Source organism: Micromonospora sp. WMMD714, from assembly GCF_029581315.1.
Taxonomy (GTDB): Bacteria; Actinomycetota; Actinomycetes; order Mycobacteriales; family Micromonosporaceae; genus Micromonospora; species Micromonospora rifamycinica.
The window spans coordinates 1,185,414-1,209,690 of sequence record NZ_CP120744.1 but is presented as its reverse complement, the minus strand read 5'-3'; the positions used below and the strand labels follow the sequence as shown (position 1 = coordinate 1,209,690).

General features: G+C 71.5%; 21 protein-coding genes, 1 tRNA gene and 1 other RNA gene. 12 read left to right on the top strand and 11 right to left on the bottom strand.

The genetic code is table 11. From position 1 onward, the window contains the following. Positions 1–26: 26 nt before the first annotated feature. From O7625_RS05495 to O7625_RS05485, 3 genes are all read right to left on the bottom strand, one after another. Positions 27–557, bottom strand: a complete 531-nt coding sequence (locus O7625_RS05495) for a hypothetical protein (RefSeq protein WP_282344779.1) — start codon at positions 555–557, stop codon at positions 27–29. Beyond that, positions 554–1,168 carry a hypothetical protein gene (locus tag O7625_RS05490; RefSeq protein ID WP_282344778.1) on the bottom strand — a complete coding sequence of 205 codons (615 nt, stop codon included), beginning with the start codon at positions 1,166–1,168 and terminating at the stop codon, positions 554–556. The genes O7625_RS05495 and O7625_RS05490 overlap by 4 nt, the downstream gene beginning before the upstream one ends. 154 nt (positions 1,169–1,322) lie before the next feature. Beyond that, positions 1,323–1,529 carry a hypothetical protein gene (locus tag O7625_RS05485; protein WP_088646531.1) on the bottom strand — a complete coding sequence of 69 codons (207 nt, stop codon included), beginning with the start codon at positions 1,527–1,529 and terminating at the stop codon, positions 1,323–1,325. Between the two features lie 159 nt (positions 1,530–1,688). On the opposite strand from O7625_RS05485, the gene O7625_RS05480 reads away from it, so the two are divergent. Then, the gene (locus O7625_RS05480; RefSeq protein ID WP_282344777.1) at positions 1,689–2,057 is read left to right on the top strand and encodes a hypothetical protein; all 369 of its coding nucleotides are present in this window, start codon (positions 1,689–1,691) and stop codon (positions 2,055–2,057) included. A 26-nt stretch (positions 2,058–2,083) separates the two neighbouring features. Here the strand turns inward: O7625_RS05480 and O7625_RS05475 are convergent, their stop codons facing one another. The 3 genes from O7625_RS05475 to O7625_RS05465 all read right to left on the bottom strand — a co-directional run bounded on the left by O7625_RS05475 (position 2,084) and on the right by O7625_RS05465 (position 4,940). Beyond that, positions 2,084–2,779, bottom strand: coding sequence for an alpha/beta hydrolase (locus O7625_RS05475; RefSeq protein WP_282344775.1), 696 nt, complete (start codon positions 2,777–2,779; stop codon positions 2,084–2,086). Positions 2,780–4,368: 1,589 nt separating this feature from the next. After that, a complete protein-coding gene (locus O7625_RS05470; RefSeq protein ID WP_282344773.1) occupies positions 4,369–4,641 on the bottom strand; it encodes a hypothetical protein in 273 nt (90 codons plus the stop codon). 214 nt (positions 4,642–4,855) lie between these two features. Next, positions 4,856–4,940 (bottom strand) — tRNA-Ser (locus O7625_RS05465). Positions 4,941–5,022: 82 nt separating this feature from the next. Here O7625_RS05465 and ffs point away from each other — a divergent pair. The 4 genes from ffs (at position 5,023) to recR (ending at position 9,065) form a co-directional block, all read left to right on the top strand. Then, positions 5,023–5,112: signal recognition particle sRNA small type (ffs, locus tag O7625_RS05460), an RNA gene on the top strand. 106 nt (positions 5,113–5,218) lie between these two features. After that, a complete protein-coding gene (locus tag O7625_RS05455; RefSeq protein WP_282344772.1) occupies positions 5,219–8,047 on the top strand; it encodes a DNA polymerase III subunit gamma and tau in 2,829 nt (942 codons plus the stop codon). Positions 8,048–8,155: 108 nt separating this feature from the next. Continuing rightward, positions 8,156–8,464: a YbaB/EbfC family nucleoid-associated protein gene (locus O7625_RS05450; protein WP_282344770.1), complete on the top strand. Its 309-nt coding sequence runs from the start codon at positions 8,156–8,158 to the stop codon at positions 8,462–8,464. A gap of 7 nt (positions 8,465–8,471) precedes the next feature. Beyond that, the gene (gene recR / locus O7625_RS05445; protein ID WP_067309855.1) at positions 8,472–9,065 is read left to right on the top strand and encodes a recombination mediator RecR; all 594 of its coding nucleotides are present in this window, start codon (positions 8,472–8,474) and stop codon (positions 9,063–9,065) included. Positions 9,066–9,297: 232 nt separating this feature from the next. On the opposite strand, the gene O7625_RS05440 is transcribed toward recR, so the two are convergent. After that, a complete protein-coding gene (locus O7625_RS05440; RefSeq protein ID WP_282344768.1) occupies positions 9,298–9,891 on the bottom strand; it encodes a hypothetical protein in 594 nt (197 codons plus the stop codon). A 796-nt stretch (positions 9,892–10,687) separates the two neighbouring features. Here O7625_RS05440 and O7625_RS05435 point away from each other — a divergent pair. The 5 genes from O7625_RS05435 (at position 10,688) to O7625_RS05415 (ending at position 16,919) form a co-directional block, all read left to right on the top strand. Then, the gene (locus O7625_RS05435) at positions 10,688–12,364 is read left to right on the top strand and encodes an ABC transporter substrate-binding protein (RefSeq protein WP_282344766.1); all 1,677 of its coding nucleotides are present in this window, start codon (positions 10,688–10,690) and stop codon (positions 12,362–12,364) included. A gap of 98 nt (positions 12,365–12,462) precedes the next feature. Further along, complete coding sequence (locus O7625_RS05430; RefSeq protein ID WP_282344764.1) at positions 12,463–13,470, top strand: ABC transporter permease; 1,008 nt, start codon at positions 12,463–12,465, stop codon at positions 13,468–13,470. A gap of 170 nt (positions 13,471–13,640) precedes the next feature. Further along, positions 13,641–14,582, top strand: a complete 942-nt coding sequence (locus tag O7625_RS05425) for an ABC transporter permease (RefSeq protein ID WP_067308204.1) — start codon at positions 13,641–13,643, stop codon at positions 14,580–14,582. Between the two features lie 145 nt (positions 14,583–14,727). Then, complete coding sequence (locus tag O7625_RS05420; RefSeq protein WP_282344759.1) at positions 14,728–15,714, top strand: ABC transporter ATP-binding protein; 987 nt, start codon at positions 14,728–14,730, stop codon at positions 15,712–15,714. Positions 15,715–15,842: 128 nt separating this feature from the next. Next, positions 15,843–16,919 carry an ABC transporter ATP-binding protein gene (locus tag O7625_RS05415; RefSeq protein ID WP_067308207.1) on the top strand — a complete coding sequence of 359 codons (1,077 nt, stop codon included), beginning with the start codon at positions 15,843–15,845 and terminating at the stop codon, positions 16,917–16,919. 108 nt (positions 16,920–17,027) lie between these two features. Here O7625_RS05415 and O7625_RS05410 read toward each other — a convergent pair whose 3' ends face one another. Then, positions 17,028–17,507, bottom strand: coding sequence for a hypothetical protein (locus tag O7625_RS05410; RefSeq protein WP_282344757.1), 480 nt, complete (start codon positions 17,505–17,507; stop codon positions 17,028–17,030). After that, the gene (locus O7625_RS05405; RefSeq protein ID WP_282344755.1) at positions 17,489–18,148 is read right to left on the bottom strand and encodes an HNH endonuclease family protein; all 660 of its coding nucleotides are present in this window, start codon (positions 18,146–18,148) and stop codon (positions 17,489–17,491) included. Before O7625_RS05405 ends, O7625_RS05410 begins: the two co-directional genes overlap by 19 nt. 107 nt (positions 18,149–18,255) lie before the next feature. Here O7625_RS05405 and O7625_RS05400 point away from each other — a divergent pair, with 107 nt between their 5' ends. After that, complete coding sequence (locus O7625_RS05400) at positions 18,256–19,689, top strand: MFS transporter (protein ID WP_282344753.1); 1,434 nt, start codon at positions 18,256–18,258, stop codon at positions 19,687–19,689. Positions 19,690–19,796: 107 nt separating this feature from the next. Here O7625_RS05400 and leuA read toward each other — a convergent pair whose 3' ends face one another. Together leuA and O7625_RS05390 are read right to left on the bottom strand one after the other, a co-directional pair. Next, complete coding sequence (leuA, locus tag O7625_RS05395) at positions 19,797–21,548, bottom strand: 2-isopropylmalate synthase (protein WP_282344751.1); 1,752 nt, start codon at positions 21,546–21,548, stop codon at positions 19,797–19,799. Positions 21,549–21,821: 273 nt separating this feature from the next. Next, positions 21,822–22,673 carry a hypothetical protein gene (locus O7625_RS05390; RefSeq protein WP_282344749.1) on the bottom strand — a complete coding sequence of 284 codons (852 nt, stop codon included), beginning with the start codon at positions 22,671–22,673 and terminating at the stop codon, positions 21,822–21,824. Between the two features lie 336 nt (positions 22,674–23,009). On the opposite strand from O7625_RS05390, the gene O7625_RS05385 reads away from it, so the two are divergent. Next, positions 23,010–24,275 carry an aspartate kinase gene (locus O7625_RS05385; protein WP_067308157.1) on the top strand — a complete coding sequence of 422 codons (1,266 nt, stop codon included), beginning with the start codon at positions 23,010–23,012 and terminating at the stop codon, positions 24,273–24,275. Positions 24,276–24,277: the final 2 nt, after the last annotated feature.

The following is a 24,277-nucleotide window of genomic DNA, read 5'->3' as shown; positions in this document are numbered from 1 at the left end:
ACGTCTGCTCAGCAGGGACCGTCGGCTCAGCAGGGACCGTAGCCCTCGTCGAAGAGGCGGCGGGCCCAGTCGGCGTACCCGGCGATGATCTCCCGGACGGCCGTGCCGTCGTGCAGGAAGAGGTAGCCCCGCTCGCCGTCGCGGGCCAGCAGCCCGTCGAACCGGTACGTCCGTGGTGGCGCGTGCAGCCGGACCGCCGACGGGTAGCGGCTCAGCACCTCCCCGACCGGGGTGCCCACGGTGATCCCCTCCGGGGTCCTCATCGGGTCGTCGAGCCAGAGCAGCACCAGCCGGTCGTCGACGAAGATCGGGCTGGCCGTCCCGTGCCCGGCCAGCGTCGTACCGCAGGTGTCGGCGGCGGTACGGAGCATCCCGCGCCGGGTCAGCTCCGTCTCGCTGTCGCCGAACTCGGCCCCGGACAGGCCGTGCAGGCCGACCACCTGGCCGGGGCCGATCGGCCGCGCCGGGATGTCGGGTCCTGACGGATGGGTGCCGCTCCCCGAGGCCGAGGCCGCCACCAGTAACGCCGCGAGCACGGCGAATTGTCGCAATTTCATAGAATCCCCCAGTCCACAACGGGACCGGGGCGTTCAGGTTGCTGGTCGGCCGGGAATTGCCGTTCCTCCCATTCCTCGGCCAGCTCGTCCCAGTAGTCGGCGGTCAGCCCGCGCCGGCCGTGAGCCAGCCAGCCGGCGGTGTTCCGCTCCAGGTGCAGCCCCAGCTCGGCGAACGGGTCGAGCCACCGCCCCGGCTCCACGCCGAGCTGGACCAGCGCCGCATTGATCGGCCACTCCCCGCGCGGCAGCGTGAAAGCGTGGTCGAAGCGCGGACCCCAGCTCAACCGGCCGCCCAGCCAGACCGCCGACGCCTGCCGGCCGAGGCCCCCGGCGAACTCCGCCTCCAGGTACGCCACCGGCCCGCGCCGGGACCAGCTGTCCAGCAGCGCGCCCAGGGCCGGCGAGAAGACCAGCTCGAACGGCTGCTCGGCGGTCGGCTCCCCGGGGTGGAAGTCCGGCAGCGCGCCGGTCAGCTCCTCGACCAGCTGCGGGGTCACCGGCAGCAACGCGAAATCCTGCCGCAGCGCCGCCAGCACCGCGTGATCCAGGTCGACGGTCTGCTCACGCAGCAGCTCGACGTCCGCGACGACCGCGCTGAGCTGGTAACTCATCCGATTCCTCCGCCGTCCACAGCCTGTGGATAGCACATGTGTACGACGGATCCGGGGCCGCCGCGAGTGCCCGTACGGTACTGGTTCGGTGCGGGAGGCGTGCCGTTGTCCTGCCTCCGGTGAATGCCCTGCCCTCGATGGGGTGGTCGGGCGGCTACTCGTCGTCTTCCGCAGGCGGGCGGGGAGGGCGGTGGTGGCGTGCCCACTCGTCCACCTCGTCCGCGTCCCAGACCGTGGTGCCGATCAGGCGGGCGAGCGGTTCGGGGAACCCGGGTCTGCGGGTGATCTGTAGGACCCGTTGCCGCGACACGTTGAACAGGGCGGCCAGTTCGCCCGGTCCGTACAAGCGCGGTCGCTTCACCGCTCGACCGTAAGCACAGCGATGTCTTGACTATCGCTCCTTGCTGATTGACAAGTGCATGTCAGATGGGGTGAGGTAGAGATGGCCTCCGGCCCGGTGGAGGAGCTTCCCGGCGGGTCGGGGGTGCCGTGAAAGTCCGACCCCCGTCTCGGAGGCGACATGCAGAGACACGCGCCGCTCAGACCGCTCTGGATCTGCACCGCCGATGCGCTGCCCTGGCCCTGTGGGCAGGCTCGGCTCGATCTGGTAGCCGAGTACGCGGGCGAGCGGGTCAACCTTGCCGTCGACCTTGCCGAGTTGTTCGTGGAGGCAACCGCCGACCTGGCCCGGCTTTGCCCTGAGCCGCCCGACCCGATCGCCACCTACCAGCGCTTCCTGGGCTGGGTGAAGACTGTGCCAAGGCCTGAACCGGCCCGCACGGCCTGTGCGGCATGTCCCGGGACGGCTTCGGGAAACCACGAATGGTTGACTCCCCACCCGGGCCGCCCTTCGCGCTGGATCGGCCCATTCCACCTTCCCGGCCGGTGAACGGTATGCGTCCCACGCATACGTCGTCAGTCGTGTTCGGCGACGATCTCCCGCAGCAGCGCGGCGAGCGGCTCCGGGTGGGAGAGCATCGGATGGTGCCCGGTGGCCAGCTCCACCGTCCGTCCCGCCCGTGCCGCCTGGGCGCGCTGCACCTCCGGCGGGGTGGCCCGGTCCCCGGCGCAGACCACCGCCGTCGACGGGATCGACCGCCAGCCCGCGTACCGGACCGGGGTGGTGAGCACGGCGGCGTCCTGCCGGATCAGCCGGGCCAGCGCGCCTTCCACCGCCGCCGCGTCACAGTCGTGCAGGAACAGCGGCGGGACCAGCTCGGCCTGGGCCGCGAACGTGCCGTCGGGGGAGAACTCCAGGTGGGGCGCGGGTCCGGCCGGCCCGAGATCGGCCAGGGACTCACCCACGTCGGGTAGGAACGAGCTGACGTAGACGAGATGCCGGACGTCCCCGGCGTCGGCCGCCGCAGTGGCGACCACCCCGCCGTAGGAATGGCCGACGAGGATCGTCGGTCCGCCGTCGCGCAGGACCCGACGGGTCTCCTCGACGTCGTCGTCCAGCCCCGCCGGCCGGCGCGTGTCCGGCAGCTCGCCGCAGCTCGGTAGCCGTACCGCGACGCTCGCCGTCCCGCCGGCCGCGAGCAGCGCGTCGACCCGGGACCACCACCACGCCCCGTCGCGTACGCACGCCCCGTGCACGAAGACGATCCGCATCGCTGGCTCCTCACCGGGCGCCATGCCCACCGGCCCACCTGCGGCGACCCTAGCGACCGGGGCGGGGCGCGGTACGCCCGTTCTGCCACGGGCAGAGCGCAGCGGGGCCGGGTGCTGCCGGCGGGCGGGGGTCGCAGGAAACGGCGAAGGGCCGACCCTCGCGTTGGTGCTGCTCAAAAGAGCGGGGGATGCGAGATTCGAACTCGTGAGGCTTTTATCCCAATACGCTTCCCAAGTCTTCTATTCCGCGTCCGCCTAGGGCTGCCGCCGTACGGAGCTTCAGCGCTATAGCCTCGAACAAACTGGGCGGATAGCCTTGAACGTGGTTAGGCGAGACGACAACTGAGGCGGTTCAGTCGCGCAGCCAAGAGCGGACATCAGCTATGGAGTTTTTCCGTCGTCTGGAGAGTCGTCCTCGGGTCCGTCGCTGTCAGCACTTGAGCCATTCGAGACGGGTTCTACGCTGCCACCACCCGACCATATCGCCTGCTGCTCAAGCTTGAGAGGGTACAGGACGGCCGGTTGCACGACGCCCGGCAAACCGTCGCCACTGTGCTCCTGGTCCTCGGCATCTCCAGCCAGGCCGCTATGGGCATGATGGGCTGGTCCAACTCGGCGAAGGCTGTCCGGCGCCAGCACTTGACTGACCAGATGCGTCGGGGCATCGCGCAGTAACTTGACCGGCTGATCTGGGAACAGGATCAGGTGGATGCATTAATGGCGAGCGGCGCTCGCCTACCCGCCATTAATGCATTATTGATTGTTCTAAAATAGGTGAATTTCTCTGGTCTGCCCGTCTGGGCCAACTACCCTGAGTGATTCGCCGGAATCGAGCATTCGCTGCACCCAGGAATAAAGCTGAACGGCCCGGTTTATCGTGTCCGTCTTGCTGTCGCCCGTTAGATCGCTTGCTTGCTCCAGTGCGGCGACCGTCCGGGGGAGTAGGTTCACAGTTACCTTGGTGAGTGAGCCTCCGTTTCCGCGGCTCATCGGAGGTGCTGGTGGCGCGAGATTGCCTTCTGGCTGTTTTGGTTCGCGTTCTTGTGACCGGTCATCTTGGACTGGAGCAACGGCGGTCGCGGATGGCATTGCCTCTCCCTTTTGTGATCCTCTCCCTTTGGGTGGCTGTTACCGCAGCCGCCCGGGGGCGAGGCCTCTGCTGCGAGGCTGCTGGTCTCTTCGTCTCAGCGCCTGATGATCGTTCTTGTGGCGGCGGTCATCTTGGGCGCCGTCTACCTTGCCGGACGCATGCCCGGAAGGCAACCCTATAGCCATATGATGTATGGCTCTTTGATGTTCTGTACTTCGGGCAAGCTTCGTCGACTGAGGTCACTATCCGAGGTCAGAACCGGACGGGGGGTGGGGATCGGGGCGGTCGGGGTCACATGTTACGTTCGGCGTCCTGCGCGTAGCGGAGGTGAGACCAGCTCTTACGGGTACACGAGCTGGCCGATACGGTGAGCGTAAGTCCCGCAAGTGCCCCTTGTGTACCTTTTGAGCAGAAGGACAGGTGCATGCCGAGGAAAGACAACAGCAGGTCGGCGCAGACGGAAGTCGACTTCACCGTCACCGAGCCGCAACCTGACCCCTCAGATGAGCGTCGTGCGCGCCTCAAGATCCACCAGAAGGGAGTTGAGTGGGAGGGGCGTGACCTTCCCGCGGCTGCGGTCACGGGAGTGGTTGGCCTCTTCCTGATGACCATGATGGCCGTTGGCACCGTTGCTGCTGCGCAGCTCGTGGTCGAGAGCGTATGGATGGTCCTGGTGGGGGGCGGCATCCTCACGGTGTTGATCGGCGTGTTCACGGTGATCCTCGCCAGGGCGCAGCGCGACAGTCGGCCCGCTCAGGCTTCGCAGCATCATGGCCAGCAGCCTGCTGTGCGCGGCCGCCCTCGCTCTGGCAGTCGCGGTGGCACTGCTGGAAAGCGGACTCCCCGTCCTCGTCGGTGACCGCCGGGGTGAAGCGTGGGTTCTGCCAGCACGAACCGAGACGACAACTGAGACGAGAGCGACGGTAGAGACGACTCAGGACCGGTCCCGTGGGGACCGGCCCTGTCGTTGGTGCTGCTCAGACGAGCGGAGGATACGAGATTCGAACTCGTGAGGGTTTTATCCCAACACGCTTTCCAAGCGTGCGCCCTAGGCCTCTAGGCGAATCCTCCGCGAGCCAGGATACAGGTCCCCGCCGGCCCGGCCACCCCACCACCCCCCGAAGATCCACCAGGGGTCGGGTAGGGTGGTGCCTACCTCCCGTGCGGCGGTATCTCGTGAACCTCCCCAGGGCCGGAAGGCAGCAAGGATAAGCGAGCTCTGCCGGGTGCACGGGAGGCCTTTTCGTCTCCCCCCACCGGTACCGTACCTGCGGGTCTGGTCCGGGGTGGTGGGTGGTCACCCGCGCCCGACCGGCGCAGAATGGCTCGGTCGAGAGGAGGCGGGGCGAGTGACGCTGGCGCTCTACCGCAAGTACCGGCCGCGCACCTTCGCCGAGGTCATCGGCCAGGAGCACGTCACCGAGCCGTTGTCGCAGGCGCTGCGCAGCGGGCGGCTCAACCACGCCTACCTCTTCTCCGGCCCCCGGGGCTGCGGCAAGACCTCCAGCGCCCGGATCCTGGCCCGCTCGCTCAACTGCGAGCAGGGTCCGACCCCGGAGCCGTGCGGGCAGTGCGACTCCTGCCGGTCGTTGGCCATCGACGGGTCCGGCTCGATCGACGTCATCGAGATCGACGCGGCCAGCCACGGCGGTGTCGACGACGCCCGTGAGCTGCGGGAGAAGGCCTTCTTCGCGCCGGCCCAGAGCCGCTTCAAGATCTATGTCATCGACGAGGCGCACATGGTCTCGTCGGCCGGCTTCAACGCGCTGCTCAAGCTGGTCGAGGAGCCGCCGGAGTACGTCAAGTTCATCTTCGCCACCACCGAGCCCGAGAAGGTCCTCGGCACGATCAAGTCGCGGACCCACCACTACCCGTTTCGGCTGATCCCGCCGAAGGTGCTCCGGCCGTACCTGGAGCAGCTCACCCAGGCCGAGGGGGTGAAGGTCGACCCGGCGGTCTTCCCGCTGGTGGTGCGTGCCGGTGGCGGCAGTGCCCGGGACAGCCTCTCTGTGCTCGACCAGCTCATCGCCGGTGCCGGCCCGGAGGGGGTCAGCTACCCCCGGGCCGCCGCGCTGCTCGGCGTCACCGACGCCGCGTTGATCGACGAGATGTGCGACGCGCTGGCCGCCGGGGACGGCGCGGCGGCGTACGCCACCGTCGACCGGGTGGCCGAGGCCGGGCACGACCCGCGCCGCTTCGCCGCCGACCTGCTCGAACGGCTGCGTGACCTGATCGTGCTCCAGCAGGTGCCGGACGCCGCCGGCAAGGGCCTGATCGACGGCCCGGCCGACCAGATCGAGCGGATGGCCGCCCAGGCTCAGCAGCTCGGCCCGGCCACCCTGTCCCGCTGCGCCGACATCGTGCACAACGGCCTGGTCGACATGCGGGGCACCACCGCGCCCCGGCTGCTGCTGGAGCTGATCTGCGCCCGGATGCTGCTCCCCGGGGCCGACGACTCCACCGGCGGCCTGCTCCAGCGCCTGGAACGGCTGGAGCGCCGGCTCACCCTGGGTGGCGGGGAGCTGCCGCCGGCCCCCGCCGGCTCCGCACCCCCCACCACCTCCCCGGAGGTACGCCCCACGGCCCCCGCCCCGGGGGCGGCTGCCGCCGCGTCCGACCCGCTGACCGCCGGCCCGCCGGCGGCTGCCGGTGGGCTGACCGGGGCGGCCGCCGCCCGTGCCGCCGCTGCGGCGGCGGGTACCCGTGCCACTTCGCCCGGCCCGCGTCCCGCTCCCGGCGATCCTGCCGGCACGGCGGACACCCGCCCGGACCCGGCCGCCGGCATGGGGGTGGGCGGTCCCGCCGCCGACGTTCCTGCCCAGGGTGGCCCGACCGGCCCGGCCTCCGCTCCTTCCGCCGGGTCGACGGGTTCCGGGGCGGTCGCTGCCAGCCCGACCGGCGCCGACCCGGCCTCCGCCGGGCCGATGGCTTCCGGGGCGGTCGCTGCAGGCCCGATGGGCTCCGACCAGGGCTCCGTCAGGCCGACCGGATCCGGTGGTCCCGCCGTCGGCCAGCCGGGTGTCGAAGCGCCGGTCCGCCGTCCGGTGCCGGCCTCGGCGGTGATGCCCGACCCGGCGACCCCGGAGCCGCCCCGGCCCGGTGCCGCCGCGCCCGGTGCGCTCGACGCGGTCGCGGTGCGCCGGGTGTGGCCCGAGATCGTGGCCAAGGTCAATCGGGTCAAGAAGCCGGCCGCGGCGCTGATGCGCGACGCGGTGGTCCGCGACGTGGACGGGGACGTCCTGGTGCTGACCGTCAAGTCGCCGGTGCTCGCGCAGATGATGGGCGCGCACACCTCGGTCCTGGCCGACGCGCTCTACGAGGAGTTCGGCGGTCGCTGGCAGATCCGCTGCGAGGTGGCCGGTGAGCGGGGCGGCTCCGCGCTCGGCGGCCCGGCCCGACAGTCCGCTCCGCCCCGCCCGGCAGCCGTTCCGGGTGCCGACGCCGGTGGCCCGCCCCGTCCGACGGCCGTTCCTGGTGCCGACCCCGGTGGCCCCGGTGGTGCGGGCGGCCCGGCGGTTGCCAGCGGTGGTTCCGTGGGGCCGGCGGTTGTGGTGGGCGTCGGGGTGGACCGGGGCGGTCCGGCCGGTGCCGCGTCGGCCCCTGCTGCCGGGCGGGCGGATGCGGGCGAGCCCCGGCGCTCCGGCGTGCCGGCGGTCGGGGAGGCCGCGTCGGGCGCTGCTCCGGCTGAGGACGAGGAGGACTGGCCGGAGGCGGCCCGTCCGGGCGGGGCCACGGCCACCGCGACGGCGGCTCCCGCCGTGTCCAGGCCGGCTCCCGCCGTACCGCAGCCGGTCGGACCACCGGCCAGCCCGGCACCGCCCGCGGCGGGTGCGTCCGGCGGGCCGAAGAGCAGTGCGATCGCGGCGGCCCGGGCGGCTGCGGCGGCGGCTGCCGCCGGCACCGCCAAGGGGCCGCGCTCAGCTCAGCCGGCCCGCAAGACGGCCGACGCGGACTGGGCCGGTGAGCCGCCGTACGACCCGGACTACGACGGGCCGGTGCGTGGCGGTGGCCGGGTCGCCCCGGCCGCCCCGGCCTACGAGGGGTTCGACCCGGGCGACGAGCCGCTGGACGAGGTGATCGACGAGCGGACCGCCCGGCAGTCGAGCGAGGAGCAGGCGGTGCAGCTGCTCCGGGAGGCGTTCGGCGCCGAGACGATCGACGAGGTGGACGCGCGCTGACGCGCCGTTCCCCGGACGGGACCACCGGCCGCCCCCGACTAGGCTGGGCGCGGCCGAGCAGACGAGTGCGAGAAGGAGCCCTCCGTGCGCCCAGGTGGACAGCCGAACATGCAGCAGATGCTGAAGCAGGCGCAGAAGATGCAGCAGCAGATCGCCAAGGCGCAGGCCGAGTTGGCCGAGGCTGAGCTGACCGGCACCGCCGGTGGTGGTCTGGTCACCGCGACCGTGTCCGGCTCCGGCGAGATCAAGAGCATCAGGATCGACCCGAAGGTGGTCGACCCGGAGGACGTCGAGACCCTGGAGGACCTGGTCGTCGCGGCCCTGCACAACGCCGCCGAGGCGGCGAAGGAGCTGACCGACCAGAAGATGGGTCCGGTGGCCGGCGGCATGGGCGGCCTCGGCCTGCCCGGATTCTGACCCGCGGATGTACGAGGGTGCCATCCAGGACCTGATCGACGAGCTGGGGCGGCTGCCGGGCGTCGGCCCGAAGAGTGCCCAGCGGATCGCCTTCCACGTCCTGTCGGCGGATCCGGCCGACGTCAACCGGCTGGCCGGCGCGCTGCGCAAGGTCAAGGACCTGGTCCGGTTCTGTACCACCTGCTTCAACGTCGCCGAGTCGGAACAGTGCCGGATCTGCCGCGACCCGCGCCGCACCGACGAGGTGATCTGCGTGGTCGAGGAGCCCAAGGACGTGGTGGCGATCGAGCGGACGGGTGAGTTCCGGGGCCGCTACCACGTGCTCGGCGGGGCGATCAACCCGCTGGAGGGGATCGGCCCGGACAACCTGCGTATCCGGGAGCTGATGAGCCGGCTCAGCGCGGGCACGATCCGGGAACTGATCCTCGCCACCGACCCGAACACCGAGGGCGAGGCGACCGCGACGTACCTGGCGTTGATGGTCAAGCCGATGGGGATCGCGGTCACCCGGCTGGCCAGTGGCCTGCCGGTCGGCGGCGACCTGGAGTACGCCGACGAGATCACCCTGGGCCGGGCCTTCGAGGGCCGCCGCGCGGTCTGAAACCCCCTGCGCCCGGGTGGGTGGTCCGGCGCTGCCTACCGTCGCTGGTTGGTGGTCCGGCGCTGCCCACCGTCGCTGGTTGGTGGTCGCAGCGTTCCGCCGTCCCATGTTCGTGGAGAGTTGTTGCTGCTGGGGCGGCAACAACTCTCCACGATTCACTGCGACATGCCCGCTGGCCGGCACCCGTGGTGGGGTGCCGGCCAGCGATGTCTCTCGAGGGTGCGGGTGGGGGTCAGCTGTTCCAGTGGTCGGTGACGAGGTCGGCGGCCTGCTGTTCCCACTGGGCGTAGTGGTCGGGGTAGGCGGAGACCTGGACGGTCTGGGCGGCCTTGGTCAGGGGCATGTCCTGCCAGCCGTCGACCTGCTTGAGGCCCTTGAGGAACGCGGTGGTGGCGTACTCGGGGTCGGTGATCTGCTCGACCGTGCCCCAGCCGGAGGACGGGCGCTGCTGGAACAGGCCCTGGGAGTCGTGGTCGTTGCGGTCGCCGAGGTGGCCGAGGTTCTCCAGCTTCGACTCCTGCAGGGCGGTGGCGATGGACACCACGGCGGCGCGTTCGTCCATGCCCGCCTTCTTCGTGGCGGCGATGATGGCCTTGACGTTGGCGGTCTGCTCGTCGTCGAGGTCGATGCGGGACTGGTCGCCCTGCACACCGTGCGGGATCAGCTTGTCCTTGTCCACGGCCGGCTTGTCGGCTTGGACGGTGGTGGTGACGCCGGTGGTGGGGGTGGTGGCGTGGGCGTGGGTGGCGGGGCCGGCGAGGATGCCGCCGGTGAAGGCGAGGCCGGCGATGCCGAGGGCGGTCTTGCGCAGGATGGTGGTGTTCATGGGGGGCTCCTTCGGGGGTCGACACCCTGGCTCCCGGCCGGCGAGGGTCGGGGTGCGCCTGTCCCGGGGGACTGGCGCGGCGGGTGTGGGCACCACGTCGGGCGCTCGTGCGGGGGGTGGGGTGCGGCGGGGCCTGCCCGGGGGGCGGCCGCTCGTGCCGAGTCAGGTGTAACGACCGCCGGCCCCGGGTCATTCCACCGGGGGCGGCGGGACCTGCCGGGGGCGGCGGGGTCTGCCGGGGCGGCGGGGTCTGCCGGGCGGGGGTGGGATCTGCCGGGCGGGGGTGGGGTCTGCCGGGCGGGGGTGGGGTCTGCCGGGCGGGGATCCGCCGGCTGGGGATCCGCCGGCTGGGGTGCTGCTGCGGGTCGTACGCAGGGTGTAACGCCGTCGACCCGGCCGGGATTCCGGCCCGGCGGCGCCGACGGTCACCGGACACCGACCCCTCCGCGCTCGGAGCCGGCGAAAACCCCCGTGGGCAGCCCGCCGGACCGGACATCCGGGGGTCCGTCGGGCACCCGGGTGGCCCGCGCGGAGCGCGGGAGGGGGCGGGGTGACGGTGGGTGAGCAGCGTCGGCAAGCCGTTTCGGATTATCCGCCGATTTCCCCACATCGCGCCGCAGCGTCGCTGTGACAGTCCCGTTTGTCGGGGGATCTGCCGGTGTCAGACAAAGCGGTTGGTGTCGGCTTGGTAGCGATTGCCTAACGGCCGTTCCGCTTCGGTGTGTCGTGTCATAGCCTCCCGCTCACGGACCGAGCCATGGACCGGCGTTGTTCAGGCGGATGACAGAGGTGAGAGATGCAGGCGAGAAGGCTAAGGACGGCCGTGAGCCTCGTGGCCGTTGCAGCCCTGGCGGTCGGCGCGGCCGGCTGTGCGGAGAGTGACCGCGGCGATGACAGCAGTGGCGAGGCCAAGACGGGCGGCACCTTCATCTTCGCCGGTGCCGGTGACCCGAAGAACTTCGACCCGATCTTCAACGACGACGGTGAGTCGTTCCGGCCGGTCCGGCAGATGTACGACACCCTGGTCCAGCACAAGCCCGGCACGGCCGACCTGGTAGGTGGCCTGGCCGAGAGCTGGGAGCACGACCCCGAGGGCAAGGTCTGGACCTTCAAGCTCCGCCAGGGTGTGAAGTTCCACGACGGCACCCCCTTCAACGCCGCCGCGGTCTGCTACAACTTCGACCGCTGGTACAACATGAAGGGCGCCGCCGCCCAGTCGCAGATGATCTACTACCAGGACGTCTTCGGCGGGTTCGCCAAGAACGAGGCCGAGGGTGCCGGCGAGGCGCTCTACAACAAGTGTGAGGCCAAGGACGACGGCACCGCCGTGGTCACCCTCAACAAGTACAAGGGGGCGTTCCCCGGCGCCTTCGCGTTGACCGCGCTCTCGATCGCCAGCCCGGAGGCCCTCAAGAAGGGTGACGCCGACACGGTCAAGCAGAACGGCGACTCCTTCGAGTACAGCTCGTTCGCGACCACCACCCCGGTCGGCACCGGCCCGTTCACCTTCGGCGGCTGGGACAAGGCCAAGAACGAGATCACCCTGAACCGGAACCCCGACTACTGGGGCGAGAAGGCCAAGGTCGACAAGGTCATCATCAAGGTGATCAAGGACGAGAACACCCGTAAGCAGGAGCTGCGGGCCGGCACCGTCCAGGGCATCGACTTCCCGGCCCCGGCCGACCGCAAGGCGCTCTCCGGTGAGGGCTTCCAGGTCCTGGACCGCCCGGCCTTCAACATCCTCTACCTGGGCATCAACCAGAAAAACCCGAAGCTGAAGGACCTGCGGGTGCGGCAGGCGATCGCCTACGCCCTCAACCGCGAGCAGCTCGTCCAGACCAAGGGCCCGGGTGGCACCAAGGTCGCCGACGAGTTCATGCCGGACACCGTGCTCGGCTACGCCCCGGACGTGCAGAAGTACGAGCACAACCCGGACAAGGCCAAGCAGCTGCTCAAGGAGGCCGGTGCCGAGGGGCTGACCCTCAACTTCTACTACCCGCCGGACGTCTCCCGGCCGTACATGCCGAACCCGCAGGAGATCTTCACCGTTCTCGCCAACGACCTGCAGGCCGTCGGCATCAAGGTCAACGGTGTGCCGCGTCCGTGGAACGGTGGTTTCAAGGACGACGTGCAGCAGTTCGGCAAGCAGGACCTGCACATCCTCGGCTGGACCGGTGACTACAACGACCCGGGTAACTTCGTCGGCACCTTCTTCGGCCGGGGCAAGGTCGAGTTCGGCGACCAGGCCATGACCGAGATGTTCGACGCGATCGCCAAGGCCGACGGCACCGTCGACGAGGCGGGCAAGAAGGCGGCCTGGGAGCAGGTCAACCGGGACATCGCCGCCAAGTGGCTGCCGGCCGTGCCGGTCTGGCACGCCCCGCCGGCCATCGTCGTCACCAAGGACGTGCAGGGGATGATCGCCAGCCCGTTGACCGACGAGCGGTTCAACACGGTCAGCGTCAACAAGTGACGTCAGTCGGCTGACGCCGTAGGCGTGCATCGGCCCGGGTCGGAGCAAGTGCCGACCCGGGCCGATGCCGCGACCATCGAGAGTCTGGTGTGTGAGAGATGTTGCGAGTCATAGTCCGCCGCCTGCTGCAGCTGGTGGTGACGCTGATAGCGCTGTCCGCGCTGATCTTCGTCTGGCTGCGGAACCTGCCCGGTGGGCCGGTCGAGGCGCTGCTCGGCGAGCGGGCCACCCCGGAACGCCGGGCTTTGCTGATCAAGGCCCTCGGTTACGACCAACCGATCCTCGTGCAGTACGGCAAGTTCATGCAGCGGGTCCTCACCGGGGACCTGGGCAACTCGATCCGGACCGGTGACCCGGTCACCGACGTCATCGCCCGCGCCTTCCCGGCCACCATCGAACTGGCCGTCGCCGCCATGATCATCGCGGTCGGCCTGGGCGTGCCGCTGGGCTACCTCGCCGCCCGCTACCGGGGCCGACTCCTCGACAACCTGACCATCGCCGGCACCCTGCTCGGCATCTCGATCCCCATCTTCTTCCTGGGCTACCTGCTCAAGGACGTACTCACCCAGGACATCCACTGGTTCCCGCCGTCCGGGCGGATCAGCACCGGGATGGACAACACCAGCGTGACCGGGTTCTACGTCCTGGACGGCCTGCTGACCCGGGAGTTCGACGCCAGCGCCGACGCGCTCTGGCACCTGATCCTGCCGGCGATCACGCTGGCCACCATCCCGCTGGCGGTGATCGTGCGGATCACCCGGGCCAGCGTGCTCGACGTGCTCAACGAGGACTACGTGCGGACCGCCGAGGCGAAGGGCCTGCGGCACCGCACCATCCGGGGCCGGCACATCCTGCGCAACGCCCTGCTGCCGGTGGTCACCACCATCGGCCTCCAGACCGGCGCGCTGCTCTCCGGTGCGGTGCTCACCGAGAAGGTCTACAACTGGGGCGGCCTCGGCACCCTGATCACCGACTCGATCAGCGGCGGCCGGGACTACCCGGTGCTCCAGGCGATCATCCTGCTCGCCGCGCTGGTCTTCGTGCTGGTCAACCTGCTGGTCGACCTCTCCTACGCCTTCATCGACCCGAGGGTGCGTGTGCGATGAGCGATCCGACCACCCGTCCCGGCGTGGGCAAGCCCCGTACCGGCGACAGCCCCGCCGACCACCCGGCCGGCACCCCCGCCGACCAGCCCGGCCAGGCCGGCGAGAACCCGACCGGCGATACCCCCACCGGCCGGGCCGGAGACAGCCCGGCCGAGCGGCGGGAGCGCAGCATCGGCCGGCTCGGCGACCGCAAGCGGGCCCGGCTCGACGAGCTGGCCCGGGCCACCGCGGACCAGGGCGGGGTCAGCCTCTACCGGGACGCGCTGCGCCGGTTGCGCCGCAACCCGGTGGCCATCGTCGGCTTCGTCATCGTCGGGCTGTTCGTGCTGGTGGCGCTCTTCGCCCCGCTGATCGCCCCGCACGACCCGGTGCAGCGCTTCGACGAGCTGACCCGGGACCTGACCGTGGACAGCATTCCGGGTGCCACCGCCGGGCACCCGTTCGGCTCGGATCCGCTCGGCCGGGACTTCCTCTCCCGGATGATCCACGGCAGCCGGCAGACCCTCTTCGTCGGCGTGCTCGCCACCCTGATCGGCCTGACCCTGGGCGTGCTGCTCGGCGCGGTCGCCGGTGCCTTCGGCGGTTGGGTCGACGTGGTGCTGATGCGGCTCACCGACGTGATGCTGGCGCTGCCCAGCCTGCTGCTGGCGATCACCCTGGTCGCGATGGCCAGCCGGTCGAGCCAGTGGACGGTCATCTTCGCGGTGGCCATCGTCAGCGTGCCGATCTTCGCCCGGCTGCTACGCGGCTCGATGCTGGCCCAGCGGGAGAGCGACCACGTCCTCGCCGCGCGGGCGTTGGGCGTCAAGGAACGCAACATCGTGCTGCGGCACATGCTGCCCAACTCGTTGACCGCGGTGATCGTGCAGGCCACCCTGACCTTCGCGGTGGCGATCCTGGACGCGGCGGCGCTGTCCTTCCTCGGCCTCGGCGACCCGGACATCAACCGGGCCGAGTGGGGCCTGATGCTCGGTGTCGACGGCCAGCGCTACTTCGAGGTCCGCCCCGAGCTGGCCTACTACCCGGCGTTGGCGATCATCGTGGTCGCGCTCGGCTTCACCCTGCTCGGTGAGGCGATGCGCGAGGCGATCGACCCGAAGAACCGGCGGTGACGGCGGTGCGGCGGGCCGGGGTACGACCCGGACGACCGGCCGTACGGCGGGCCGGGGTGGCCGGTCGCCCCGGGCTGGGCGGGAACCCGGCGGGCCGGCGACCGCGGTCGGGAGCGAACCACCAGCACAGTGAGGAAGTGACCCGATGAGCCTGCTCGACGTACGCGACCTGAGCGTGGTGTTCCAGCGGCGGGGCGAACGGCCGTTCACCGCGGTCGACCAGGTCAGTTTCACCGTGGAGCCGGGGCAGACCGTGGGCCTGGTCGGTGAGTCCGGCTGCGGCAAGAGCGTGACCAGCCTGGCGATCATGGGGCTGCTCCCCAAGCGGGGCAACCGGGTCACCGGCGAGGTGCTGTTCGAGGGCACCGACCTGCTCGGGCTCCGCCCGGACGACCTGCGGGACCGGCGGGGCCGGGACATCGGCATGATCTTCCAGGACCCGCTCTCCTCGCTGAACCCGGTCATCCCGATCGGGGTGCAGGTCGCCGAGGTGCTGGAACGGCACCGGGGAATGGACCGGCGCAAGGCGCTGCGGGAGGCCCGGGAACTGCTCGACGCGGTCGGCATCCCGGACCCGGACCGCCGGCTGTCGGAGTTCCCGCACCAGATCTCCGGCGGCATGCGGCAGCGCGCCCTGATCGCCATCGCGCTGGCCTGCAAGCCCCGGCTGCTCATCGCCGACGAGCCGACCACCGCGCTGGACGTGACCATCCAGGCGCAGATCCTCACCCTGCTCAAGCAGTTGGTGGACGAGACCGGCACCGCGCTCATCATGATCACCCACGATCTCGGGGTGGTGGCGGGCCTCTGCGACACGGTCAACGTGCTCTACGGCGGCAAGGTGGTGGAGCGGGCCGCCCGGCACGACCTGTTCGCCCGCCCCCGGCACCCGTACACGCACGGGTTGCTCAGCTCGGTGCCCCGGCTCGACTCGGTGCGGGGCGAACGGCTGCACGCGATCCGGGGCTCGGTGGCCGACAACATCCCGTGGGTCGAGGGCTGCGCCTTCGCACCCCGCTGCGACAACGTGGTGGACGCCTGCCTGGACGGCCCGCCACCGTTGGAGCCCACCGCCTCCGGCGGCGACCTGCGATGCAACAACCCCGTTTCGGAGGAGGTGGCGGTGCCGTGACCGAGCGGACCGGACCTGAGGACGACACCGTGGCCGAGCCGACGGCAGCCGCACCCGCCGCGACCGCGCCGACCGGAGCGCGGGAGGACACCGGAACCGGGCGGGCCGGGGCCGGGGCGGAGCGGCCGCTGATCGAGTTGCGCGACGTCAAGGTGCACTTCCCGATCAAGAGCGGTCTGCTCTTCGACCGTACCGTCGGATACGTCTACGCGGTCGACGGCGTGTCGTTGTCGATCAACGCGGGTGAGACGTACGGGCTGGTCGGCGAGTCGGGGTGCGGCAAGTCGACGCTCGGCCGGGGCCTGCTCCGGCTGGTCGAGCCGACCGACGGCGAGATCGTCTTCGACGGCACCGACGTCCGGGCGCTCAAGGGCGAGGCGATGCGCCGGACCCGCCGCCGGATGCAGATGATCTTCCAGGACCCGTTGTCCAGCCTGGACCCCCGGCAGTCGGTGGAGTCGCTGCTGGTGGAGGGGCTCAAGGCGCACGGGCTGGCCGACGACAAGGAGGCGACCAGCCAGCGGCTGCGGGACACCCTGAAGGCGGTCGGCCTGCCCGCCTCGGCGTTGAGCAAGTACCCGCACGAGTTCTCCGGCGGGCAGCGGCAGCGGATCGGCATCGCCCGCGCGCTGGTGCTCGACCCGGATCTGATCGTCGCCGACGAACCCGTCTCCGCCCTGGACGTGTCGATCCAGGCCCAGGTGCTCAACCTGCTGGAGGACCTCCAGAACGAGCGCGGGCTGACGTACCTGATCATCGCGCACGACCTGGCGGTGGTCCGGCACATCGCCGACACGGTCGGGGTGATGTACCTGGGCGGGCTGGTGGAGGAGGCGACCAGCGACGACCTCTACCGGGAGCCGATGCACCCGTACACGAAGGCGCTGATGTCGGCGGTGCCGGTGCCGGATCCGCTGGTGGAGGACCGCCGGGAGCGGATCCTGCTCGCCGGTGACCTGCCGTCGCCGACCAACCCGCCGCCCGGCTGCCGGTTCCACACCCGGTGCCCGTGGGCGCAGCCGACCCGCTGCGCCGACGAGCGGCCGGCGCTGCGCGAGGTGGTCGGCGGGCACCGGGTGGCCTGCCACTTCGCCGAGGACATCGCCGCCGGTCGGCTCCGCCCGCACGAGGTGGAGCCGGAGCTCGTCCGACCGGACGACGGCGGTGCGCCGGGTGACCCCGGGGAGCTGATCCCCACCCCCTGAGCACACGACGAGGGCCGCCTTCCGCGGGTACGGGAAGGCGGCCCTCGTCGGCGTGTTCCCGCCGGGTCGGCGCGGTGTCACCCGCGCCGACGGTGAGCACGGTGCCGGTCAGCCCTCGGGGCGGTGCAGCAGGGCGACCGCGACGGTGTGCACCGCGTCCAGGTCGGCCGGGTCGGCCAGCTTGGCGGTCCCGCCGGTCACCGCGTACCACTCGTCGGCGTCCTTGTACTGCACGGTGAGGGTGACCTGGCCGTCGGCGTACCGGGTGAGCAGGGTCAGCTCGCCGGTGACCACGCCCACCTCGTCGGTCATCACCCCGCCGGGGCCGGGGACCAGGTCGGCGGTCAGTTCCCGGGGCGTGCCGGTGCCGCCGGCGTCGGCGGTCATCCCCGCGCCGGGCACCCCGGCCGACGCGGCGGGTCTGCCGTCGGCGGTCATCCCGGCGGTGGTCGCGCCGGTCGCCGGTGCGGCCCGGTCGACCCCGCCCCCGTCCGCCCCGGAGCCGCCCCCGGTGTCGGCGGCCGGCCCGGTCGGGTCCGGGCCGGCGTCGCCGTCCGGACCGGTCGGTGTCACCGCTTGCTCGCCCATGTGCACCCCCCCAACATGTCGCTGATGGCGGCCTTCTCGGCGCTGGTCACCGTCAACCGCCAGTGGTGCTTCACCGTTACCCAGTGTTCCGCGTACGTGCACCAGTAGGCGCGGTTCGGCGGTTTCCACTGCGACGGGTCCTGGTCACCCTTGGACCGGTTGGAGCTGGCAGAGACCGCGAAGAGCTGCGGCCGGGTCAGGTCGTTGGCGAAGTCACCCCGCTTGGCGTCGTCCCACTCGTCGGCACCGGAGCGCCACGCGTTGGCCAGCGGCACCATGTGGTCGATGTCCACGTCGGAGGGGTCGGTGAAGGTCCGCCCGTCGTAGACGCTCTCCCACCGCCCACCGACGACGTTGCAGCCGGAGAGACGGATGTCCTTGCCGTCCCGCTGGAGCACGCTGTCCCGGACGTCGCAGTTCTTGCCGGTGTCCCGCCAGTGCGGGAAGCGGTTCCGGCTGTAGCCCTTCATCGAGCCGGCCTCGGCGACGGTCAACTCCGAGAGTTGCTCACCGACGTTGCCGGCGTTGGCGGGAGGTGCCTCCGGCTCCTCCACCGAGACGTCACAACCACCCACGCCGAGGGCGAGCAGCGCGGCGAGGGCCGCCGCCACCGCCGCGCGGCCTCCTGATCTGGTACGCACAGACGACACCTCTCCAGCTTGCGGGCTTCCGGCGATCCCGCACAGTACCCAAGCACGGTTTCCGCGTTTCGTGGCGTCTCCGGCCCGGCCCGGGCAGATTGGTACCCATGACCGCACCGGCTCACGCACTGCGCATCCGTACCCCGGCCGGGCGGGGGACACTACTCGCCGCCATCCTCGCCTCGGGCATGGTCTTCCTGGACAGCACCGTGGTCAACGTGGCGCTTCCCCGGCTGGGTGCCGAACTCGACGCCACCGTGGCAGGTCTCCAGTGGACGGTCAACGGGTACGCCCTGATGCTGGCGGCCTTCGTCCTGCTCGGCGGGTCGCTGGGGGACCGGTTCGGCCGGCGGCGGATCTTCCTGATCGGAGTGGTCTGGTTCGCGGTCGCCTCGGTGCTCTGCGGGCTCGCCCAGGACACCAGCCAGCTGATCGCCGCGCGGTTCCTCCAGGGCGCGGGTGGCGCGCTGCTCACCCCGGGCTCGCTGGCGGTGCTCCAGGCGAGCTTCCACCCCGATGACCGGGGCCGGGCGATCGGCACCTGGTCCGGGCTGTCCGGCGTGTCCACCGCGCTCGGCCCGTTCGTCGGCGGCTGGCTGATCGACGCGCTCTCCTGGCGGTGGATCTTCTTCATCAACCTGCCGCTCGCGGTCGGCGTGCTACTGGCGGCGGTGCGCTGGGTGCCGGAGAGCCGGGACGAGAACGTCTCGCGCAGCGCCGGTCGACGGTTCGACATCGCCGGTGCGCTACTCGGCGCGGCGGCCCTGGGTGGGCTCACCTACGCCCTGATCGACGCCCCGGTACGCGGGGCCGGCTCCTGGCCGGTGCTGCTCGCCGCCGGTGCCGGTGTCCTCGCCGCGGTCTCCTTCGTGCTGCTGGAACGGCACCGGGGCGAGGGGGCGATGCTGCCCACCACGATCTTCGGCAGCCGGCTCTTCTCGGTGCTGAACGTCTTCACCGTGCTGGTCTACGCCGCGCTGAGCGGGTTCACCTTCTTTCTCTCCGTCTACCTGCAGAACGTCGTCGGCTGGTCGGCGCTGCGGACCGGGCTGGCCACCGTGCCGATGACGGTGCTGCTGCTGCTCGGTTCGGCACGGGCCGGGGCGCTGTCGGCGCGGATCGGCCCCCGGCTGCTGCTGACCGTCGGCCCGGTCGTCGCCGCCGCCGGCCTGCTGCTGCTGCGCCGGGTCGGGCCGGGCGCGTCGTACTGGTGGGACGTGCTGCCCGGGGTGCTGCTGTTCGGGGTCGGGCTGACCCTGGTGGTCGCGCCGTTGACCGCGTCGGTGCTGGCCGCCGTCGCGGACCGGTTCGCCGGGGTGGCCAGCGGCTTCAACAACGCCGCGTCGCGTACCGGCGGCCTGCTCGCGGTGGCCGCGCTGCCGCTGCTGGTCGGCCTCTCCGGCACCGGCTACGAGCAGGCCGCCGCCCTCACCGGGGCGTTCCGGGGCGCGATGGCCTGGTGCGCCGGCCTGCTGCTCGGCGGCGCGCTGCTGGCGGCGCTGCTGGTCCACCGTCCGCCCCGTGCCGAGCCTGCCGCCTAGCCGTGCCCCCTGCCTAGCGGGTCTGCCGCCTAGCCGGGCCTGCCGCCTAGCTGTGCCGGCCACTGCCGGCCCCCTGCGGGATCGCCGCCCCGCAGGGGGCTCCGGAGTCAGTGTCGGGCGCGGTTGGTGGCGCTGGTCACGGCCTTGATCGAGGCGGTGACGATGTTGGGGTCGGTGCCGACGCCCCAGACCGTCCGGCCGTTGATGTCGCACTCCACGTAGGCGGCGGCCTGGGCGTCGCCGCCGGAGGAGAGCGCGTGCTCGTGGTAGTCGAGCACCCGTACCGCCACCCCCACCGACTGGAGTGCGTTGACGTACGCGTCGATGGGGCCGTTGCCGATGGCGGTGAGCGTGCGCTCCGCGCCGTCCACGGTCACCTGGGCCTCGATCTCGACCTTTCCGTCGACCGTGGAGATCGTGTAGCCGGCCAGCGTCAGGACCGGCTCGACCTGGTGGTCGAGCAGATAGTTGCGGGCGAAGATCTGCCACATGGTGCCCGGCTCGACCTCACCGCCGTCGTGGTCGGTGACCTGCTGGACGACGCCGGAGAACTCGATCTGGAGCCGGCGCGGCAGGTCCAGCTGGTGCTCGGACTTCATGATGTACGCCACGCCGCCCTTGCCGGACTGCGAGTTGACCCGGATGACCGCCTCGTAGGTGCGGCCCAGGTCCTTGGGGTCGACCGGCAGGTAGGGCACCCCCCAGGTGAAGTCGTCGATCGGCACCCCGGCCGCCTCGGCGTCCCTGGCCAGCGCGTCGAGGCCCTTCTTGATGGCGTCCTGGTGGGAGCCGGAGAAGGCGGTGTAGACCAGATCCCCGGCGTACGGGTGGCGCTCGTGCACCGGCAGCTGGTTGCAGTACTCGACGGCCCGCTTGATCTCGTCGATGTTGGAGAAGTCGACCATCGGGTCGATGCCCTGGGAGAACAGGTTCAGGCCCAGGGTGACCAGGTCGACGTTGCCGGTGCGCTCGCCGTTGCCGAACAGGCAGCCCTCGATCCGGTCGGCCCCGGCCAGCAGGCCCAGCTCGGCGGCGGCCACCCCGGTGCCCCGGTCGTTGTGCGGGTGCAGGCTCAGCACCAGGCTGTCCCGGCGGGGCAGGTGCCGGTGCATCCACTCGATCGAGTCGGCGTACACGTTGGGGGTGGCCATCTCGACGGTCGCCGGCAGGTTGATGATCAGCTTCCGGTCCGGCGTCGGGTCGATCACCTCGATGACCTTGCCGCAGACCTCCACCGCGTAGTCCAGCTCCGTGCCGGTGTACGACTCGGGCGAGTACTCGTAGTAGATGTCGGTGTCCGGGGTGTGGATCTCGGCGTACTTGCGGCACAGCCGGGCGCCCTGGGTGGCGATGTCCGCGATGCCGTCGCGGTCCAGGCCGAAGACCACCCGCCGCTGGAGGGTGGAGGTGGAGTTGTAGAAGTGCACGATCGCCCGGCGGGCACCGCGCAGCGACTCGAAGGTCCGCTCGATCAGGTGCTCCCGGCACTGGGTGAGCACCTGGATGGTGACGTCTTCGGGGATCAGGTCCTGCTCGATGAGCTGCCGGACGAAGTCGAAGTCGGTCTGGCTGGCCGACGGGAAGCCGACCTCGATCTCCTTGTAGCCCATCTGCACCAGCAGCTGGAACATCCGGCGCTTGCGCTCCGGTGACATCGGGTCGATCAGCGCCTGGTTGCCGTCGCGCAGGTCGACGGCGCACCAGCGGGGGGCGGCCTCGACGTGCCGGGTGGGCCAGGTGCGGTCCGGCAGGTCGATCCGGAACTGCTGGTGGTAGGGCTGGTAGCGCTGGTACGGCATCCGGCTGGGACGTTGCCGGGCGATCGGGTCGGTCTCGACGTCGGTGAAAGGTTGAGCCATGACGGAGTGCTCCCGTGGGTCAGGTGGCGTCAGCATGCGAAGGTGTCGGCGCCGGGCGGCGGTGCCCGGACGGCTGCCGAGAAGTGGTTCGGATCTGCTGGACGGCGCGGTTCGACTCCGCGACGGGGTGCCGGCCGGTCAGGCCCCGTCGCGGCGACCAAGGAGAAGGTACGCCCGCCACATGACAGGGTGACCCTACGTGATGAGACGGGGGGTGGGAAGGCGGGTCCGGACTATGAGATGGGAATCGCACCCAGAGGTCTCCAGCCCTGGTCAGGATGTCCCCGGGCTCGGCACGGCCGCCGCCTGCTGCCCCAGCGGCTCGCCGGCCACCACCGGCCCGGCCAGCGGCACCGTGTCCGGAGCCGGGCCGGGCGGTCCGGCCAGGGTCAGCGTGCCCAGCGCCGCCCGGACGAAGGTGAGGGTGCCGTCCGGCGCGAAGCAGTAGATCCCGACGTCCAGCGGAGGGGTCAGCGAGGCGGCGGTGCTCTCCACCGCGTAGCACCTTCCGGGCACCCCGGCCGGCGCGGTCGCGGCCGAGACCGACAGCGCGGTACGCCGGTCGGTGAGCACCGCCAGCCAGTCGGTGAACGGGTGCTGCACCCGGGGATCCACCCGGCGCGGCACCGCGTCGTCGCGGTCGCCCAGCCGTGCGCAGGTCGCCGGATCGGGACGGCCGGCCGAGGGCAGCGCGCACTGGAACAGCCCGGCCGGGGTGGCGGCGAGCGCGATGTCGGCCGTCCCGCCGAGCGCGCCCCCGGGCACGTCCACCCGCCAACTGCCGTCGTTCGCGCTGGTCACCGTGATGTCGCGGGTCGGTCCGCCGGTGCCGGACAGGGTGTACCGGGCGGTCAGGTGCCGGTCCCGGGCGGCGGCGGCCAGCGCGGCCAGCTCCTCCCGGGCGGTGTCCCCCGGGGCGGGGGCCGGATCCGAGACCGGCGCGGTCGGCGGCGCGCTGGGGCCGTCGGCGGTGCAGCCGGTCAGCAGCACCAGCAGCACCGGCAGCGCCAGCAGCACCGGTGGTAGCGGCAGCCCCGGTGGTAGCGGCAGCACCGGCAGCGCCGGCCGGAACGGGGTCGGGACGACGGTCGGCCGGCGGAGGGAACGACGCGGGCGGTCATGCACCGGGTCATTCTGCGCCGGACGGCCGGGCGTCACCGCCCCGTCCGTGACGGGTGCACGCCAGCGTCACCGCCCCGCGCATGACCGGTGCGGGCCGGCGTCACCGCCCGTGCGTGACCGGTGCGGCGCCCCGCGCGGGACCGGTCCGCGCCGGGTGGCGGGCCGCTGCCGAGCCCGTCCGCGGCGCCGTCCAGATCGGCGACCTGCGCCGGATGGTGGGATCACCTGACCCGCACTCGCGTACCGCCCGATACCCTGGGGTGGTCTGACACGCGCCGCCGGACTTCAGCCGGCGGCGTCGGCACGCTCAGGGTCGTCGCTGGGAGGGAGTGCGCCGTCGTGGCACTCGTGGTGCAGAAGTACGGCGGGTCCTCCGTCGCCAACGCCGAGCGGATCAAGCGGGTGGCCGAGCGGATCGTCGCCGCCCGCAAGGCCGGCGACGACGTCGTGGTGGTGGTCTCCGCGATGGGCGACACCACCGACGAGCTGCTCGACCTGGCCAACCAGGTCAGCCCGCTGCCGCCGGGCCGTGAGCTGGACATGCTGCTCACCGCCGGGGAGCGGATCTCGATGGCGCTGCTGGCCATGGCGATCCACAACCTGGGGTACGAGGCCCGCTCGTTCACCGGTTCGCAGGCCGGCGTGATCACCACCTCGGCGCACGGCCGGGCGCGGATCATCGACGTCACCCCCGGGCGGCTCAAGGGCGCGCTCGACGAGGGCGCGGTGGTGATCGTGGCCGGCTTCCAGGGGGTCTCGCAGGACACCAAGGACGTCACCACGCTGGGCCGGGGCGGCTCGGACACCACCGCCGTGGCGCTCGCCGCCGCGCTGCACGCCGACGTCTGCGAGATCTACACCGACGTGGACGGCATCTTCACCGCCGACCCGCGGATCGTGCCGAACGCCCGGCACATCAAGCACATCACGTACGAGGAAATGCTGGAGCTGGCCGCCTGCGGCGCGAAGGTGCTGCACCTGCGCAGCGTCGAGTACGCGCGCCGCGCGGGGCTGCCGATCCACGTCCGTTCGTCATACTCGACCAACACCGGCACCATGGTCACCGGATCGATGGAGGACCTTCCCGTGGAACAGGCGCTGATCACCGGGGTTGCCCACGACCGCAGCGAGGCGAAGATCACGATCGTGGGGGTGCCCGACGAGCCGGGGGCCGCCGCCAGCATCTTCGACACCGTGGCCGGTGCCGAGATCAATATCGACATGATCGTGCAGAACGTCTCCACCGAGGGGACCGGCCGTACGGACATCTCGTTCACCCTGCCCAAGGCCGACGGGCCGACCGCGATGGCCGCGCTCAGCAAGATCCAGGAGCCGGTCAAGTTCAAGGGCCTGCTCTACGACGACCACGTCGGCAAGGTGTCGCTGATCGGCGCGGGGATGCGCTCGCACCCGGGTGTCGCGGCCGGTTTCTTCGCCGCCCTCGGCGCGGCCGGGGTGAACATCGAGATGATCTCCACGTCGGAGATCCGGGTCTCCGTCGTCTGCCGGGACACCGATCTCGACCGGGCGGTCCGCGCCATCCACGACCAGTTCGAGCTGGGCGGTGACGCCGAAGCCGTGGTGTACGCGGGGACCGGGCGGTAGCC